This is a genomic window from Aeromonas hydrophila subsp. hydrophila ATCC 7966 (genome assembly GCF_000014805.1).
In the GTDB taxonomy this organism is placed as follows: Bacteria; Pseudomonadota; Gammaproteobacteria; order Enterobacterales; family Aeromonadaceae; genus Aeromonas; species Aeromonas hydrophila.
Genome location: NC_008570.1, coordinates 2,509,645 through 2,525,380 on the forward strand (window position 1 = coordinate 2,509,645; position 15,736 = coordinate 2,525,380).

General features: G+C 58.4%; 12 protein-coding genes. 5 read left to right on the plus strand and 7 right to left on the minus strand.

Annotation, left to right across the window (positions count from 1 at the left end; all coding sequences use genetic code 11):
* Positions 1–215: 215 nt before the first annotated feature.
* Positions 216–2,186 carry an SDR family oxidoreductase gene (locus AHA_RS11500; RefSeq protein ID WP_115586415.1) on the plus strand — a complete coding sequence of 657 codons (1,971 nt, stop codon included), beginning with the start codon at positions 216–218 and terminating at the stop codon, positions 2,184–2,186.
* Between the two features lie 49 nt (positions 2,187–2,235).
* Here the strand turns inward: AHA_RS11500 and AHA_RS11505 are convergent, their stop codons facing one another.
* Positions 2,236–3,132 carry an esterase/lipase family protein gene (locus AHA_RS11505; protein ID WP_164927649.1) on the minus strand — a complete coding sequence of 299 codons (897 nt, stop codon included), beginning with the start codon at positions 3,130–3,132 and terminating at the stop codon, positions 2,236–2,238.
* 173 nt (positions 3,133–3,305) lie between these two features.
* Here AHA_RS11505 and AHA_RS11510 point away from each other — a divergent pair, with 173 nt between their 5' ends.
* The 4 genes from AHA_RS11510 (at position 3,306) to fabA (ending at position 8,009) form a co-directional block, all read left to right on the plus strand.
* On the plus strand, positions 3,306–3,620 hold the full coding sequence (locus AHA_RS11510) for a YebG family protein (RefSeq protein WP_011706130.1): 315 nt from the start codon (positions 3,306–3,308) through the stop codon (positions 3,618–3,620).
* A gap of 278 nt (positions 3,621–3,898) precedes the next feature.
* The gene (locus tag AHA_RS11515) at positions 3,899–5,176 is read left to right on the plus strand and encodes a tyrosine-type recombinase/integrase (protein WP_011706131.1); all 1,278 of its coding nucleotides are present in this window, start codon (positions 3,899–3,901) and stop codon (positions 5,174–5,176) included.
* A gap of 211 nt (positions 5,177–5,387) precedes the next feature.
* Positions 5,388–7,367 (plus strand): Lon protease family protein, encoded by a 1,980-nt coding sequence (locus AHA_RS11520; RefSeq protein ID WP_011706132.1) that lies wholly within the window; start codon positions 5,388–5,390, stop codon positions 7,365–7,367.
* An 81-nt stretch (positions 7,368–7,448) separates the two neighbouring features.
* Positions 7,449–8,009 (plus strand): 3-hydroxyacyl-[acyl-carrier-protein] dehydratase FabA, encoded by a 561-nt coding sequence (gene fabA, locus AHA_RS11525; protein WP_011706133.1) that lies wholly within the window; start codon positions 7,449–7,451, stop codon positions 8,007–8,009.
* Between the two features lie 82 nt (positions 8,010–8,091).
* Here fabA and rmf read toward each other — a convergent pair whose 3' ends face one another.
* The 6 genes from rmf to AHA_RS11555 form a co-directional block, all read right to left on the minus strand.
* Complete coding sequence (rmf, locus tag AHA_RS11530) at positions 8,092–8,271, minus strand: ribosome modulation factor (RefSeq protein ID WP_005315693.1); 180 nt, start codon at positions 8,269–8,271, stop codon at positions 8,092–8,094.
* Positions 8,272–8,431: 160 nt separating this feature from the next.
* Complete coding sequence (locus AHA_RS11535) at positions 8,432–10,069, minus strand: DUF3466 family protein (RefSeq protein ID WP_011706134.1); 1,638 nt, start codon at positions 10,067–10,069, stop codon at positions 8,432–8,434.
* An 8-nt stretch (positions 10,070–10,077) separates the two neighbouring features.
* A complete protein-coding gene (uup, locus tag AHA_RS11540) occupies positions 10,078–12,000 on the minus strand; it encodes an ATP-binding cassette ATPase Uup (protein ID WP_011706135.1) in 1,923 nt (640 codons plus the stop codon).
* A 74-nt stretch (positions 12,001–12,074) separates the two neighbouring features.
* Complete coding sequence (locus AHA_RS11545) at positions 12,075–12,305, minus strand: glutaredoxin family protein (RefSeq protein WP_011706136.1); 231 nt, start codon at positions 12,303–12,305, stop codon at positions 12,075–12,077.
* The gene (gene rlmKL, locus AHA_RS11550; protein ID WP_164927650.1) at positions 12,305–14,494 is read right to left on the minus strand and encodes a bifunctional 23S rRNA (guanine(2069)-N(7))-methyltransferase RlmK/23S rRNA (guanine(2445)-N(2))-methyltransferase RlmL; all 2,190 of its coding nucleotides are present in this window, start codon (positions 14,492–14,494) and stop codon (positions 12,305–12,307) included. The genes AHA_RS11545 and rlmKL overlap by 1 nt, the downstream gene beginning before the upstream one ends.
* Positions 14,495–15,172: 678 nt before the next feature.
* Entirely contained in the window at positions 15,173–15,709 is a 537-nt protein-coding gene (locus tag AHA_RS11555) for a cell division protein ZapC (RefSeq protein ID WP_011706138.1), read from the minus strand.
* Positions 15,710–15,736: the final 27 nt, after the last annotated feature.

Sequence of the window (15,736 nt, forward strand, 5' to 3'; positions counted from 1 at the left end):
AATGACAACAACCTTGATATATTCGTTGTGGCATTACTTAGCTTTCATCCTCAGTCTATGGAGAAAAAATAGAGGGTTCTACCTAATAACGGAACAAGCAACCCTGGTAATTTTGGTCTGGGTCACGAAGAATGATATTCGAATGAATATTTTGCATTAAAGCGTGATATATCTAACAGCAACTAACAGCCCAATCAGTAAGGGATATAAATACCATGGACTATTTCATCACGGGGGGCAGCGGCTTTATCGGTCGCCGGCTGATTAAAAAAGTGCTGCAGCGCCCGAATAGCCGGGTGCATTTCTTGATGCGTGCCGCCCATCTCGATCGGGTACCCGATCTGCTGGCCTACTGGGGGGTTGAGGCGGATCGCGCCATCCCCGTGGTCGGCGACATGACCCACCCGCTGCTCGGAGTGGGCAGTGCCGAGCTGGAGCCCCTCATCGGCAAGATCGATCACTTCCTGCATCTCGCCGCCATCTACGATCTCAACGCCAAGGCGGGCATTCAACAGCAGGTCAATGCCGAAGGCACCCGTCAGGCCCTGCAACTGGCCGAGCGGCTCCAGGCCCGCTGCTTCCATCACTGCAGCTCCATCGCGGTGGCCGGTCTGTTCGACGGACTGTTTCGGGAAGACATGTTCGATGAGGCCGAACACCTCGACATGCCCTATTTCCAGACCAAGCACGAAGCCGAAGGGATCGTTCGCAAGGAGAGCACGCTGCCCTGGCGCATCTATCGACCGGGCATCGTTGTCGGTGATGCCAACACCGGCGAGATGGACAAGGTGGACGGCCCCTATTACTTCTTCAAAACCATCCAGAAGCTGCGCCGCATGCTGCCGCCCTGGATGCCCGCCATCGGGGTCGAAGGGGGGCGCATCAACCTGGTGCCGGTCAACTTCGTGGTGGATGCCATCGATCACATCGCCCATCTGGAAGGGGAGGACAACAAGGCGTTCCACCTGACCGATTCCCACCCCATGCGGGTCGGCGACATGCTGAGCACCTTCTCCCGCGCCGCCCATGCCCCCGAACCGGCCATTCGCATCAATGCGGCCCTGTTCAGCTTCATTCCCCGCCATCTGATGACCATGCTGATGGCACTGACGCCGGTGCGGCGCATTCGCGATGCGGCGATTGCCGATCTGGGGCTGCCCAAGGACATCTTCCGGCTCATCAACTATCCCACCCGCTTCGACAACCGCGAAACCCAGCGGGTACTGAAGGGGACCGGCATCGAAGTGCCGCCGCTGCACAGCTATGCCTGGCGACTGTGGGATTACTGGGAGCGCCACCTCGACCCCGAGCTGTTCATCGATCGTACCCTGCGCGGCCGGGTCGAGGGCAAGGTGGTGCTGATCACCGGCGCCACCTCCGGCATCGGCAAGGCCACGGCCAGAAAGCTGGCCGAGGCGGGGGCCAAGGTACTGACCATCGCCCGGGACGAGCACAAGATTGCCGAGACCCAGGCCGAGTTTGCCGAGCTGGGATTGACCCTGCAGGTCTATCAGGGGGATCTGGCCGATCTCTCCCAAGGGGAGGCGATCACCCGGCAGATCGTGGCCGAGCACGGCGGGGTGGACATCCTCATCAACAATGCCGGTCGATCCATCCGCCGCGCCATTGAGGACTCCTTCGATCGCTTCCACGATCTGGAGCGCACCATGCAGCTCAATTACTTCGGCACTCTCAAGGTGATCATGGGACTGCTGCCCACCATGATCGAGAAGAAGAAGGGCCACATCATCAACATCTCCTCCATCGGGGTGCTGACCAATGCGCCGCGCTTCTCCGCCTATGTTGCCTCGAAATCGGCGCTCGATGCCTGGGTGCGTACCGCCGCCTCCGAGTTTGCCGACAAGGGGGTCAACTTCTCCATCATCAACATGCCGCTGGTGAAAACCCCCATGGTGGCGCCCACCAAGGTGTATGAGCAGGTGCCCATGATGACGCCGGAAGAGGCCGCCGATCTGGTGTGCGACACTATCATCAACAAGCACGTGCGACTGGCTACCCGGCTCGGGGTGTTCGGCCAGGTGATCCATGCCCTGGCACCGCGAGTGGCCCAGGTGATCATGAACACCAGCTTCCGCACCTTCTCCGATCCCAAGGAGGGCAACGAGTCCAAGGCCTCGGCGGATCAGATGGCGGTCTCCACCCTGATCAAGGGGATCCACTTCTAGGGGGAGCGACCGCGAACTGAGGTAGCAAAAACGGAAAGGGCCTGAGCAATCAGGCCCTTTTCATTTGCGGCTGCGGGCGGGAGAGCAGGGTCAACAACAAGGCCGTGGTGCGGCGGGAGTAGAGCAGGGAGAGGTGGCCGAGGGCAGCGAGCTCCACATCCTCCATGCCATCCAGTCGCTGGCGGGACTGGGGCAACACGAAATTGTCGTGGCTGGTGCGCACCGAGACCCCGGGCACGCAGAGCGGCACGGCGGCGAAGCGCTGCAGCCAGCCTGAGCCTGGCTCCATCTCGCGGGCATTGTCGCCCAGCCCCAGGGTCGCCAGCTGGCTGCCCTGATGGGGGGTGGCCAGGGTGATGAGCCGGGCCACCTTGTCACCGCCCGCCACCGCCAGATAGTCGCGGCACACCAGGCCACCCATGCTGTGGCCGATCAGCACCAGCTGCGAGGCACCGGTGGCGGCCAACACCTCATCGATGCGCTTGGCCAAGAGCGGCACCATGTCGTCGAGATGGCCAAAAGGAGGGGTCAGGGTGACGGTCGCTACCGTGTAGCCGGCAGCCTCCAGTCTGGCTCGTTGCACCCGCCAGATGCCGCGACTGCAGCCATAACCGTGGATCAGCAGCAGGGGCAGGGGGGATGGCGTCAGCCTGTCGGGCGCCATCAGCCAGCGCTCGAACGGCAGCAACCAGGTGAAGGTCAGCAGGTAGGCACCTATCTCTCGCCCCACCATGGGCAACCATTCTCGCCAGCCGATGGCTGGCACCGGGTAAAAGCGGGAAAACCCCCAGGTCAGCACCACCACCAGGGTGCGCAGCCCCAACAGGGCCACCACCACAAACGGGATGGAGAGCGGCGGCGAGAGGCCGATGACCAGATGGGCGATGCCCCCAAGGAGCGTCACCTCAACCAGCAGCAGGATCAGTAGTTGCTTTGTGATCGTCATGGCCCAATCATCCGACCAGTCAGGCATGGAAGTCAAATGACCCTTTCATCAATGTGATGGCAGACGCGCAATCACCCGTCGGCGCGCCAATCAAACACTTCTGCATGGGGTTATTTGCAATACTGTATATCCATACATATACTTGTAATCACTATCAGAAGGAGGACGCCGCGATGGCCGTTGAGATCAAATATGTTGTGGTGCGTGGGGGAGTGGAGAAGATGACCTTTGCCAGCAAGAAAGAGGCCGATGCCTATGACAAGCTGCTGGACACTGCCGATGAGTTGATGCATTTGCTGGCGGGCGCGCCCGTTCGCCTTGAACCGGATCAGCAAGAGAGCCTGGCCTTCTACCTGGCCGAGCAGCGCGATCTGCTGCAAAACGTGTTGCGCGGGGCCAAGGGGCAGGGGAGCGGCAAGTCGGAGCAACAAGAAGAGCAGAGCGAGTCGGACAAACCAAAAGACAAATCCCTCAAGCGTGTAGCGTGAGGACGACACGGGGGAGGCTGCCCATCACAGCATGAAAACAGCCTCAATTTATGCATTTATGAGAATTTCAAAGCATTTTTATGGATATTTACCCCGATAAATTTCCAACCAATGTGCATATTCATTGAATAAACACACTGTGCAGCATCAGCTGTTTATAGCGGTGCTGTTCGCTACACAGCATCGACGTTCCAGTCCTACGTGATGCCGATAACCCCATTTATCGGCATCACCATCACGCAAGCCCCGAGCCGAGTCTCTCATTCACAAGCATCATCATGACCACTATGTTACTTCCACCCGCTATGCCGCTGTTCGATGGTCTGGCCTACCTGGAGGCGGGCAACCCTCAGGTCAATCAATATCTTGCCAACCTCAGCCTCAACGATGTGCCCGATGCCGGGCTGGTCTACGAGCTCGCCGTCGACTGGCTGCTGGAGCAGCGCAACAGCGAGAACAACTACAAAACCTATCGCAGCGAGCTGACCACGTTTTTGCACTGGTGCTTCGGCGAAATGCGCATCAGCCCCAAGGATCTGACCCGGCGCATCATGATGCGCTATCTCGATTACTGTCAGGCGCCGCCGGCGGCTCTGATTGCCTATCGCAACGTAGCCCAGTTCGTGCTCGACAAGGAGTGGGGAGAACGACTGCCCAATCCCCAATGGCGACCCTTCCTTGGCAAGCGGGAGCTGGGGCGCGAGCTGCCATACCGCCTCAGCGAACAGGCCATGAAGACCAAGCTCGCCATTCTGTCTGCCTTCTTCCAGTTCTTGATCCAGGAAGAGTACATGGACCGCAACCCGGCGCTGTTACTGCAACGGGTGAAGCGCTCAATGCAGCAGGAGCCGGACGACCATGGCCAGGCCTTTAGCGAATTGCAGTGGTCCTATGTGATGCAAGCAACCGACCTGCTAGCCGCCGAATCACCCGAGCAGCACGAGCGCAGCCGCTTCCTGATAAGCCTGATGTACGCCTGTTACCTGCGGATCTCGGAAGTCGCGGCAAGACCGGGATTTACCCCCGTCATGGGTCAGTTTCGCCGCGATGGTAAAACCGGTGTCTGGGGCTATTTCATTCCCCGCAGCAAGGGTGGCAAGCGCCGCACCGTGGCGGTGTCCCATGCCTTGCTCGAGGCCCTCAAACGCTATCGGACGTTTCTCGGTCTCTCACCATTGCCGGCACCCGATGAGAAGACTCCGCTGTTTGTGCGCCACAAGGCTGCGGCACATGGCCGGGAACAAGGCGAGCTCAACGCCAACCTCGGGATCCGCCAGCTGCGTGATCTGGTGATGAGCGTCATCCAGACCGCCGCCGAGTTGGCAGAAAAAGATGGGTTTGTGCAGGATGGCGCCGAGATGCGCAACCTGACACCACACTCCATTCGTCATACCGGCATCACCCACGACATCAATCTCAATGGGCGGCCGTTATCACATGTGCAAGCCGATGCCGGCCACGACAGCATCGACACCACCTCCAAGTACCTGCACACCGGCAACAGCGAGCGCCACGAAAGTGCCAATCACAAACCGCTGGATCGGTTGCACGACTAGGCCTTTAAAAATGAGAGATAACGAAGAGGTAAGTTCAGGAGCATGGCTGTAATGACCAGCGTTTTTTAACCGGCATCACTCCGGATTCTTCCACAACCCGACACCGCGCATAATGTATATTATGTTAAATCAATTATCTTGTTTCCTGTCACCACCTATTGAACTGTGTATAATGGCAACAATTGATCCTATCTCCGACCGGATGTCTTAAGTGGCTGAATTAACATCAGAACAATTAAAACCTGTTTTTTCGATTGAACAGTTTCCTGCCCTCAGCGAACTCGAACCCATTCCCTTTGCCGCCTTGCAACCCAGAGCCATTTCCGCCATCAAGCGTCTCGCCAGCTTTGATGGCGACTGCCCGGTCATGCTGCTCAATGGTTTTCCCGGGGTGGATTATGAAGGCGTTTGCCAGACGCTGATCGCCGCTTCCAATGGCAAGGACGGTGACCTGTTCGATCTCTGCTACACCGAGAATCTGAACAATCCATTCAAGCCCATCTGGTTGCGCTTGCAACCCGGCACTGGCTTCGAGTTCTGTGAAATGGTCGGCGAATTGCTCAAGCTGATGAGCCATCATCTGGATGCCGAGCGCCTGGTCACCCGCATCATGCGCAAGCAGAACAACGATCCCAAGATCGATGACTTCCTCTCCGATCTGGCGGCGCACGTGGCTCAAGGGCTCGAATTCCAGCATCCGGTACTCATCAACCTGCTGATCCACCATGAAGAGCAGGCAGCGCCGGTCATCTATGGGCGGGATTTGAACTGGGATACCCTGTTTGGCTCCATCAACTATCAGACCGAGCAAGGTTCCGTTTATGCCAACCAGCACCTGCTGGAGCCAGGTCTGCTGCGTCAGGCCAACGGTGGCTATCTGATTTTGCAGCTGGATGAGCTACTGGATCAGCCCCATCTCTGGTTCAAGCTCAAGAATGCGATGCAAAAAGGTGAGCTGGACTGGAACGCCTATCAGGAAGGCAAGACCCTGACCCCCTTCTTCACCCCAGAAGCCACCCCCATCAAGCTCAAGCTGATCCTGGTCGGCGATCGGCTCGATGTGGCCGAGTTCCAGATGCTGGACCGCGACATGTCCGAGCGCATCTTCCTGCGTGCGGATCTGGTCTCCGAGGTGAACATTGAAGAAGATCTGCCTGATTATCTTCAATATCTGGCCTGGCTACGCGAGCGCTGGGAGCTGCTGGACTTCACTCCGGCCGCCCTCGCCGCCCTTTGCCGTCACGCCAGCAGGCTGTGCGACCACCAGGAGTGGCTGTCGCTCTCCGAGGTGCAACTCTCTGCCATCATGCGGATGGCCGACAGCCTGGCACGCGAGCTGGAAGCGGACGTCGTCACCGACGAGCACATTCGCGGTGCGCTGGAAGAGCAGGATTACCGCCTCAACTATCTGGTTGAACAGTCAGACCAGGGCGTCATCGACGGCCAGATCCTGCTGCAGACCGATGGTGAGGAAGTGGGCCAGATCAACGGCCTCTCCGTCATCCAGGTCTCAGGGCATCCCTATGATTTCGGCGAGCCGGTGCGCCTCACCGCCACCGTGCATCTGGGTGATGGCGATGTGGCGGACATCGAGCGCAAAGCGGAGCTGGCGGGCCATATCCACGCCAAAGCGATGATGATCATCCACGGTTATCTCTCCAACAAGTTCGGTGCCGAGAACCCTTCCCCGCTGTCGGCCAACCTGGTGTTCGAGCAGTCCTATCACGAGATCGATGGTGACAGCGCCTCGTTGACCGGTCTGTGTGCCCTGCTCTCTGCCCTCGCCCGCCAGCCCATCTACCAGCACTTTGCGGTGACCGGCGCGGTCGATCAGTTCGGCAATGTGCAGGCCGTCGGCGGCGTCAACGAGAAGATCGAAGGCTTCTTCCGGGTGTGCAAGATCCACGGTCTCACCGGCAAACAAGGGATCCTGCTGCCCGGCACCAATGCCCAGCAACTCAACCTGTCCGATGAGGTGATTGCAGCCGTCGAAGCCGGCCAATTCCATATCCATCCGGTGGATCATGTGGAAGAGGCTATCGAGCTGCTGACCGGTTGTGTTGCTGGTGAGCCGGATATGCCGGATACCTTGTTCGGCCGGATCCAGCAGCGGCTGGATGAGCTCAATGGCACCGACGTCATCAAGGGTGGCGTGCTGCGCCGCCTGCTTGGTCGAGTGTTCGGACGGTGAGAAAAGAAGTGATCGGAGTTGTTTAGCGAACAACTGTACGCTAAATTGGCCCGGCTTTGACCCATTTGAAGGATAAACAGCGTGACCGTAGACAATACCACCATTGATGCCCGCCTTTCCCTGTGTGAACAAGGCAAAGACTCGTTTACCCGTGAAGAGCTGCTCGCCTGCAGCCGTGGCGAACTGTTTGGTGAGGGTAACAGTCAGCTGCCCGCCCCCAACATGTTGATGATGGATCGCATCGTCAAGATCAATGACAACGGTGGTGAGCATGGCAAGGGCGAAATCCTGGCAGAGCTCGATATCACGCCGGATCTCTGGTTCTTCGATTGCCACTTCCCGGGTGATCCGGTCATGCCTGGCTGTCTCGGTCTGGATGCCATGTGGCAACTGGTCGGTTTCTTCCTTGGCTGGAAGGGCGGCCCGGGCAAAGGTCGTGCACTGGGGGTTGGCGAGGTGAAATTCACCGGCCAGATCCTGCCGACCGCCAAGAGAGTGACCTACAAGATCACCTTCAAGCGCGTCATCAACCGCAAGCTGGTGATGGGGATCGCCGATGGCGTGGTGGAAGTGGATGGTCGCCCGATCTACAGCGCAACCGATCTGAAAGTGGGTCTGTTCAAGGACACCACCGCATTCTAAGTGCTGACCCGCAGGTCAAACTGAACAACGTAAAGGGGCCATCATGGCCCCTTTCCTTTTGCAATGAGTGATGAAGTACCGGCTACTTCATGAAGAGGCCTGAGCCCCGCCCTTCCATGGCATCACGCCAACCACCAAGCCAATGCCCACGGGCATCCAGGCATTGATACGGACACGCTTCTTTCTGTTTGCCGACCACGCCAGCCTGATAACCACGAGCACGAGCTCTTTCCAGACGGTCCCGTTTTTGTCTCTTCATCATCTACGACCCTCTTCCGTGGAACAAAAAAAGCGACCAATTTTTCATCGGTCGCTTTCATCTTTACCCCAGGGGGTCGGCAGGGTCAAACAAAAAATTTCATGTTATCCGGTCATTGTGACACAAGACACTGAACCGCATTAATTTTTAGTGACACAACTTTTTAGCGCTGGAAACGGCGCAGCCAGGCGAATGGCAAGGCCAGCAGAGTCAACCAGAACAGGCTGCCGCCACCGCTGCCGCCATCCTGACCGGTCTGGTTGTTGACCGGTGCGTTGGCGACCACATAACCGGCCGGATCGTTGTTCTTGTAGTCGGTTACGACTGGCGCCAGCTTGACGCTGACCACGGTAGCATTGGTGCGGTTGTTCAGATCGCTCTCGCTGTTGTAGCGATAAGCCGTGGCTGCGACGGTACCGTTGCTGCTGATGCCGCTGGCATAAGCGATGTGGTAGTAGTAACCGTTCTGGGCACACTGCTTGGCTCCTGCATCATCCAGACCACAGATGAGATCGTTCAGATACCAGTTGTTGCCGGTCGCCGCGTTGAGCAGGAAGCCTTCCTGCATGCGGTTGGTGCCGTTGACCACGGGCTGGGTCTGATGGCGGGAATCACGCCAGCCAACCACCATGTTGTGGTTGTTGATGGCGGCCGCTTCCGAGCCGGAGCCGCTGAGCGGCTTGTCCTGCAGGGAGACCACGGCATTGGTGGTCGGTGTGTTCAGGTTGAACACGAACATCTCGACCGGGCGGTTCTGGCCCTTGTTGATGCGATAGAGCTGGTTGCCGATCACATAACCGTTGTCGTTGACCCCCACGGCCCAGCTGTGTTGCAGCTTGGCGTCATCCTTGCCGGGCTCGCCTTCGGCCAGCGGGATGATCCGGGTAGTGCCTACCTTGCTGCCATCCAGATCCAGTGTCCAGTAAGCGGCCAGGTTGCGGCCGTCCAGGTAGTTGGTGCCGATCTCGCCGGTGGAGGAGTACCCTACCCCGTACAGATTGCCGTTGAATTTACCCACCCCGAGCGCGGAGGCGGTCTGCACCACTTCGTTGCGGGCGCGGGCATACTCGTTGGCCTGCAGCAGCTTGTTGAAGGTGCCGGTACTGTTGACCAGCCAGAAGCTGGCCTGGGTGTTGAGGCCCGGGCAGTAGCGGTAGTCGCCGTACTGGCCGTCGTTGCCGGCAAAGCACCAGTTGTAGGTTTCGGAATTAACGACGATATCCTTGCCGGTGGCGGCGGTACCGGTCACCAGATACTGGCCGTTGTCCAGTTTCTTGATACTGGTCGGTACGCTCAGGCTGTGAGTGCCAGCACCGTCTTTCAACTCGACAGGGTTGCCCTCCTCGACCACGGCGAAGGCTGTGCGCAGCTTGCCACTCATCTTGTAGCCTGCCCGGGTACCGGGTACGTCACCCAACGCTGTCACCAGACCATCGGTCTCGCCCAGCTGCACGTAACCTACGTTGTTGCGCTGGTCGACCCCGTCGAGGAAGTCACGACGCCACTGATAGGCGAAGTTGCTGTTGTCGTTCCAGAAGGAGTTGCAGACCGAGTTGGAGAGCATGCAGCCCTGCTCGAAACGGAAACGATCGACCAGGAAGTCGGCGAAGCGCACGGTCGAGAAGTGTTCGGCCATGTTGTTCTTGGTATTGATCCCGATGAGCCCGTTGCCGTCGCCGCTGATCCCGCTGGCGTAACCCTTGTCGGACCCATCGACAATGGTGAAAAAGGGACTTTGTGCCGCCTGGGCATGCAGGCTGGCGCTGACCAGAATGGCCAGCATGGATAATTGCTTTTTCATCTACTTCCTTAGTCCTGATGTTTCAACGCTTCCAACTCCTCCCAACGGGAGAAGGCTTGTTCCAATGCAGCCTCTGCTGCATTCAGGGCATCCAGTTTGGCTTGAGTCTGGTCGCTCGGCAGGGAGAAGAAACCGGGGTGGTTGATCTCGGTCTGCAGGGCATCCAGCTCTGCCTCCAGCTGTTCCAGTCGAGCCGGTAGATTATCCAGCTCCAGCTGCAACTTGTAAGAGAGCTTTTTGGCTTTTGTGGCAGCAGGCGCCGGCGCCACGACAGGCTCTGGCGTTTTGCTCTGCACCTGTTTGACGACGTGCTGCGCAGACTGCTGTGCCTGTTGTTGAGCACGGGTGGCCATCATGTCGGCGTAACCGCCCACATAATCGCTGATCTGCCCGTCCCCTTCAAACAACCAGCAACCGGTTACGGTATTGTCGATGAAACGACGATCGTGGCTCACCAGCAACAGGGTGCCGGGGTAGTCCGCCAGCAGCTCTTCCAGCAATTCCAGCGTTTCGACATCCAGGTCGTTGGTTGGTTCATCGAGGATCAGTAAATTACTGGGCTTCAAGAACAATTTGGCCAACAGTAAACGGTTTTTTTCGCCCCCTGACAAGGCTTTCACCGGGGTGCGTGCCCGTTTTGGTTCAAACAGGAAGTCCTGCAGGTAACCGAGTATGTGGCGGGAGCGGCCGCGCACCATCACTTCCTGCTTGCCCTCCCCGACGTTGTCCACCACCGTCTTCTCGGGATCGAGCTGCTCGCGGTACTGATCGAAGTAGGCCACTTCCAGATTGGTGCCCCCCTTGACCGTGCCACGACTTGGGCTCAACTGACCGAGCAGCAGCTTGATAAGCGTCGACTTGCCGCAGCCGTTGGGGCCGACCAGCGCAATCTTGTCGCCGCGCAGCACCTGCAGATCCAGCCCCTGGAACAGGGTGCGATCACCAAAGTCCAGCCCCAGGCCTTCACTTTCAAATACCAGCTTGCCGGAGCGGCTTGCCTCATCCAGCTGCAGCTTGGCCTTGCCCTGCAGTTCACGGCGCTGGGTCCGCTCCATCCGCATCGCCTTGAGGGCGCGCACTCGCCCCTCATTGCGGGTACGACGGGCCTTGATCCCCTGGCGTACCCACACCTCTTCCTGGGCCAGCTTGCGATCGAATTCGGCGTTCTTGAGCTCCTCGACCCGCAACCACTCCTCTTTCCCCTGCAGGTACTCGTCGTAGTTGCCGGGCCAGGAGGTGATCACGCCGCGGTCCAGATCGATGATCCGGGTCGCCAGCTTGTGGATGAACTCCCGGTCGTGGGAGATGAAGACGATGGCGCCGCGAAAATCCTTGAGGAACTCTTCCAGCCAGTTGATGGCATCGATGTCCAGGTGGTTGGTCGGCTCGTCCAGCAGCAACAGGTCCGGATCGCAGGCCAGCGCGCGGGCCAGTGCCACCTTGCGCAGCCAGCCGCCGGAGAGGCTGTCGAGGGTCACGTCAGGATCCAGACCCAGCAGGGTCAGCACCTGGTTGATGCGAGTCTCGAACTGCCAGCCATTCTGGTAGTCGAGCTGCTCCTGCAGCTGGCTCATCTTGCGGATGTTGGCATCGGAGGCATCATGTGCCAATTCCATGGAGATATGGTGATACTGCTTGAGCAGCTCCCCTGCCCCGGCCAGCCCTTCGGCGGCGTAGTCAAACACGGTGAGTTCGCTCGACGCGGGGGGATCCTGCTCGAGACGGGTCACTTTCAAATCTTGTTGCAGCACCAGGCGGCCATCATCGAGCGGTAGTTCGCCGGCGATGACCTTCATCAGGGTGGACTTGCCCGCCCCGTTGCGCCCCACCAGACAGAGGCGCTCGCCCCGCTCGATGGTGAGCTCGGCCTGATCGAGCAGCGGAAAATCACTGAACGACAACGACGCGCCGTGCAATGTCAAAAGAGCCATTCTTGTTCCTTATTGCTAATGAAAAAACGGGTGGCAGACTGGATCTCCCCCCGTTTCATCGTCAAATCGCCCGCTCACCCCTGCCTGGCAAGCCACGCTTGCAGCTCAGCCAGGGTGAAGGGCCAACCCAGTTCACGCCCCGCCTCATCGCGCAGTACCGGAATGCGGACCCGATAGGTTGCCAGCCACTGCGCATCGTCCATGATGTCGCACTGGCGAGTGTCAGCCGCAAGACCGGCCTGCTCCACCAGCGCCCACGCCTGTTCGCACAGGTGGCAGCCGTCGGTGTGAAACAGGGTCAGCATCAGGCCTGGGCCTCCGCATGGGTGATGATCCAGCAGTTGTGGATATGCTGGTTGCGCTCGAAATCCTTGGGCCGGGTCTTGCCGGTGATGTTCTGGGCCTTGAGACCGATGGCCTCGAGACCGGCCAGATCCATCTTGAAGTGGCGCTTGTTGTTGGAGAACACCAGGGTGCCACCCGCGGCCAGCAGCCGCTTCAGGTGCTGCATCAGCAGCAGGTGATCGCGCTGCACGTCGAAGCTCTCATCCATCCGCTTGGAGTTGGAGAAGGTGGGTGGATCGATGAAGATGAGGTCGTACTGATCGTCCGCCTCGGAGAGCCACTTCAGGCAGTCGGCCTGCACGAACTTGTGCTCTCGGCCCACCAGCGAGTTGAGGCGCATGTTGTCTTGTGCCCAGTTGAGGTAGGTGCGAGACATGTCCACCGTGGTGGTTTCGCTGGCACCGCCCAACCCCGCGTGCACGGTGGCACTGCCGGTGTAGGCAAAGAGGTTCAGGAAGCGCTTGCCTTTGGCCATCTGACCCAGCATGCGGCGGGTCTGACGGTGGTCGAGGAACAGACCGGTGTCGAGATAGTCATAGAGATTGACCCACAGACGGGCGCCATACTCCTGCACTTCCATCCGGTGCTGCTCTTCGGAGAGCTTCTGATACTGCTGCTTGCCTTCCTGACGCTCGCGCACTTTCAGGATCACCTTCTCGCCGTCCATGCCGGTCACCTTGATGGCGGCCTGCACCATGTCGAGCAGACGCTGACGAGTCTTCTGTGCGGGAATATCCTTGGGCGCCGCGTACTCCTGCACCACCAGATAGTCCTGATAACGGTCGATGGCGGCGTTGTACTCAGGCAGATCGGCGTCGTAGAGGCGATAGCAGTCGAGGTTCTCTTTCTGTGCCCACTTCTCCAGGGTCTTCAGATTCTTACGCAGACGGTTGGCAAAGTCCTGCGCCACCTCTTTCTGGGAAGCAACAGAGTCCTGTGCAATCTGGTAGTTGCGCAGCTGACATTCGAGGGCGCCGTTGAACAGGCGATACTGCTTGTCTGCGCGCAGACGCAGACAGCTCAAGAGCTCGGGGGATGCGGAAAGAATGGAGACTTTCCAGCCCTGGAAGCTGCGACGCAGGGCATCGCCGAGGGCCTGGTGCACTTCCAGCAGTGCCGGGAACTCGCCAAGACGCTCGCCATAGGGCGGGTTTGAGATCAGCATGCCGACCTGACGAGCCTCCCCTTGACCTTCTTCCCCTTCAACAGGGGCCGGCATCGGCAGCGGGTTTTCCAGCGCAGTGACATCGGCCTGTTTGAAGGTGATGAGATGGGCCACGCCGGCGGCTTTGGCGTTGTCGCGGGCTTTGAGCAGCACGCGGCTGTCGGCATCACAACCAAACAGCTTAACTTCACACCGCTGCATGCCGCGCTTGGCCCGAACCTGAGCCTCCATCAGCAGGCTCTGCCACAGCTCGCTATCGTGCTGCAGCCAGCGATCGAACCCGAAGCGCTCGCGGCGCAGGGCCGGTGCCATGTCGGCGGCGATAAAGGCAGCTTCCACCAGCAGCGTACCGGAGCCACACATGGGGTCCATCATGGGCTCGCCGGCCCAGCCGCTACGGGCAATCATGGCGGCGGCCAGGTTCTCTTTGAGCGGCGCCTCACCGGTGCCCTGACGGTAGAAACGCTGGTGCAGCGCGGGGCCTGACAAGTCCAGCGTGATATTGGCCTTGCCCTTGCCCAGGTGCGCCATGATGCGAATATCCGGCGACTTCTTGTCCACGTCAGGACGCACATGACCGCGCTTGGTAAAGCGATCGACGATGGCATCCTTGATCTTCAGCGCACCGTACTGGGTATTGCGAATGGCGGGGTTGGTACCGGTAAAGTCCACCGCAATGGTGGAGGTACCGGAGAAGTGCTCTTCCCAGGGAATGGTGTGGGCGCCCAGATAGAGATCCAGATCGTCGTTCATCTGGAATTCGGACAGCACCAGCACGATGCGAGAGGCGAAACGGCTCCACAGACAGGCCTTGTAGCCAATGGCCAGTTCGCCTTTGAAATGCACGCCAGCCACGGTCTCACGGACCTGCTCTGCGCCCAGGTTGGTCAGCTCGACGGCCAACAGGTTTTCCAGCCCTTTGGGGCAGGTTGCAAAAAATTCTTTCATCACGCTCACGGGGAACCCATAAAAATAGTGCCGCATTATACCTTAAGCCGCGATCCGGAGCAGCAAAAGCTTGCCAGTGACGACATAAACCGAGGGTATCTGACATGCGCCGCCTCCGACCTTTTGGCCGTTCTGGCGAGGCATGCGCACAGGAAGGATCTGACGAATAAAAAATGTACCAACCGCTCGGAAAGTTCAAACAATAACCTGGTGCACTCCGGCATCTCTTATTGGCACGGCATTACCTTGCTGAGGCTGCAACCATATATGACATGGCCATGGTCAGGAATAGGCGAGCTGTCCCGCTGCTATATCTGACAGGCGTCAAACAAGACTCAACTCGTTATTATTTCCCACGACAGAGCAAGTCCTTTCTGTAAACCCCGTGTTTGGCCCTCCCGTTATCGTCCGTAAACGGGAGGGCTATTTTTTCATCTCCTCCCTGTTCATCTCGCTATTGTCCGACTGTCATATCTATCAGGTTTCAAGAGAAACTACAGGATTTAGAATAACCCCGTGTTGTTGATACAACCGCTTATTCCTCCTGTAGTGTGTGTTTGCCGCCCTCTTATCAAATTGATCGGAGGGCGTTTTTTGCACAAAGCAGTCGCCTGAAATAATCAAGGCTAATGATAGGAACAGAATGAGGATGAGTGGAGGTTCATCGGGATAAGCCGAATGAGAGGATAAAGGCTTGCTATAAAATACCGAGGTTCAACTCACTTGGCGATATTGCGCCTGTGCCACCGGCCTTGGGCTCATGCGATTGTTCATCACCTTGATGACACCAAAACGGGGCAGTGTCTTGCTGGTGGTCAATATCAGATCGTCAGTCAGGTTCAAACAGACGCTGGCCTGTTCACCTGCCTCGATCACCAGAAACTCCCCTTTGCCGTGTGGGGTGCCCATGCACACCAGTGCACCGGTTTCGGGAATAATGGCGGGGTGGGTTTCCCCAAAGAACCAGCTTTGTGGCATCAGGGGTTTGTAAAAGCGGCTGACGGCGATGGCATTGAGTACCAGCTGAACCTGATGCGGTACGCTCCACTCCAGTTCGGCAACCCTGTCCATTAACTGATAATAGAGCGCTGCATCATCCACGCAAAAAGGCTGGGTGGTGAAGGAGCTGGGCACCAATTGTCGCCCTTTATATTCGGTGGCGAAGATCATGCGATCGGATAAATCCAGCATCAGACGATCATCATGAGCATCATAATGCCACTGCCAATTGTCATTGGGTTGGATACACATGCAGGTGCCCTTACTGAAAGTCGTTAC

Excerpts from the sequence above, each read along its gene's own strand:
- AHA_RS11555 (WP_011706138.1), bottom strand. The coding sequence starts at position 15,709 with ATGTGTATCCAACCCAATGACAATTGGCAGTGGCATTATGATGCTCAT.
- AHA_RS11535 (WP_011706134.1), bottom strand. The coding sequence starts at position 10,069 with ATGAAAAAGCAATTATCCATGCTGGCCATTCTGGTCAGCGCCAGCCTG.
- AHA_RS11545 (WP_011706136.1), bottom strand. The coding sequence starts at position 12,305 with ATGCTGACCCTGTTTCACACCGACGGCTGCCACCTGTGCGAACAGGCG.
- rlmKL (WP_164927650.1), bottom strand. The coding sequence starts at position 14,494 with ATGCGGCACTATTTTTATGGGTTCCCCGTGAGCGTGATGAAAGAATTT.
- AHA_RS11515 (WP_011706131.1), top strand. The coding sequence starts at position 3,899 with ATGACCACTATGTTACTTCCACCCGCTATGCCGCTGTTCGATGGTCTG.
- rmf (WP_005315693.1), bottom strand. The coding sequence starts at position 8,271 with ATGATGAAGAGACAAAAACGGGACCGTCTGGAAAGAGCTCGTGCTCGT.
- uup (WP_011706135.1), bottom strand. The coding sequence starts at position 12,000 with ATGGCTCTTTTGACATTGCACGGCGCGTCGTTGTCGTTCAGTGATTTT.
- AHA_RS11510 (WP_011706130.1), top strand. The coding sequence starts at position 3,306 with ATGGCCGTTGAGATCAAATATGTTGTGGTGCGTGGGGGAGTGGAGAAG.
- AHA_RS11500 (WP_115586415.1), top strand. The coding sequence starts at position 216 with ATGGACTATTTCATCACGGGGGGCAGCGGCTTTATCGGTCGCCGGCTG.
- AHA_RS11505 (WP_164927649.1), bottom strand. The coding sequence starts at position 3,132 with ATGACGATCACAAAGCAACTACTGATCCTGCTGCTGGTTGAGGTGACG.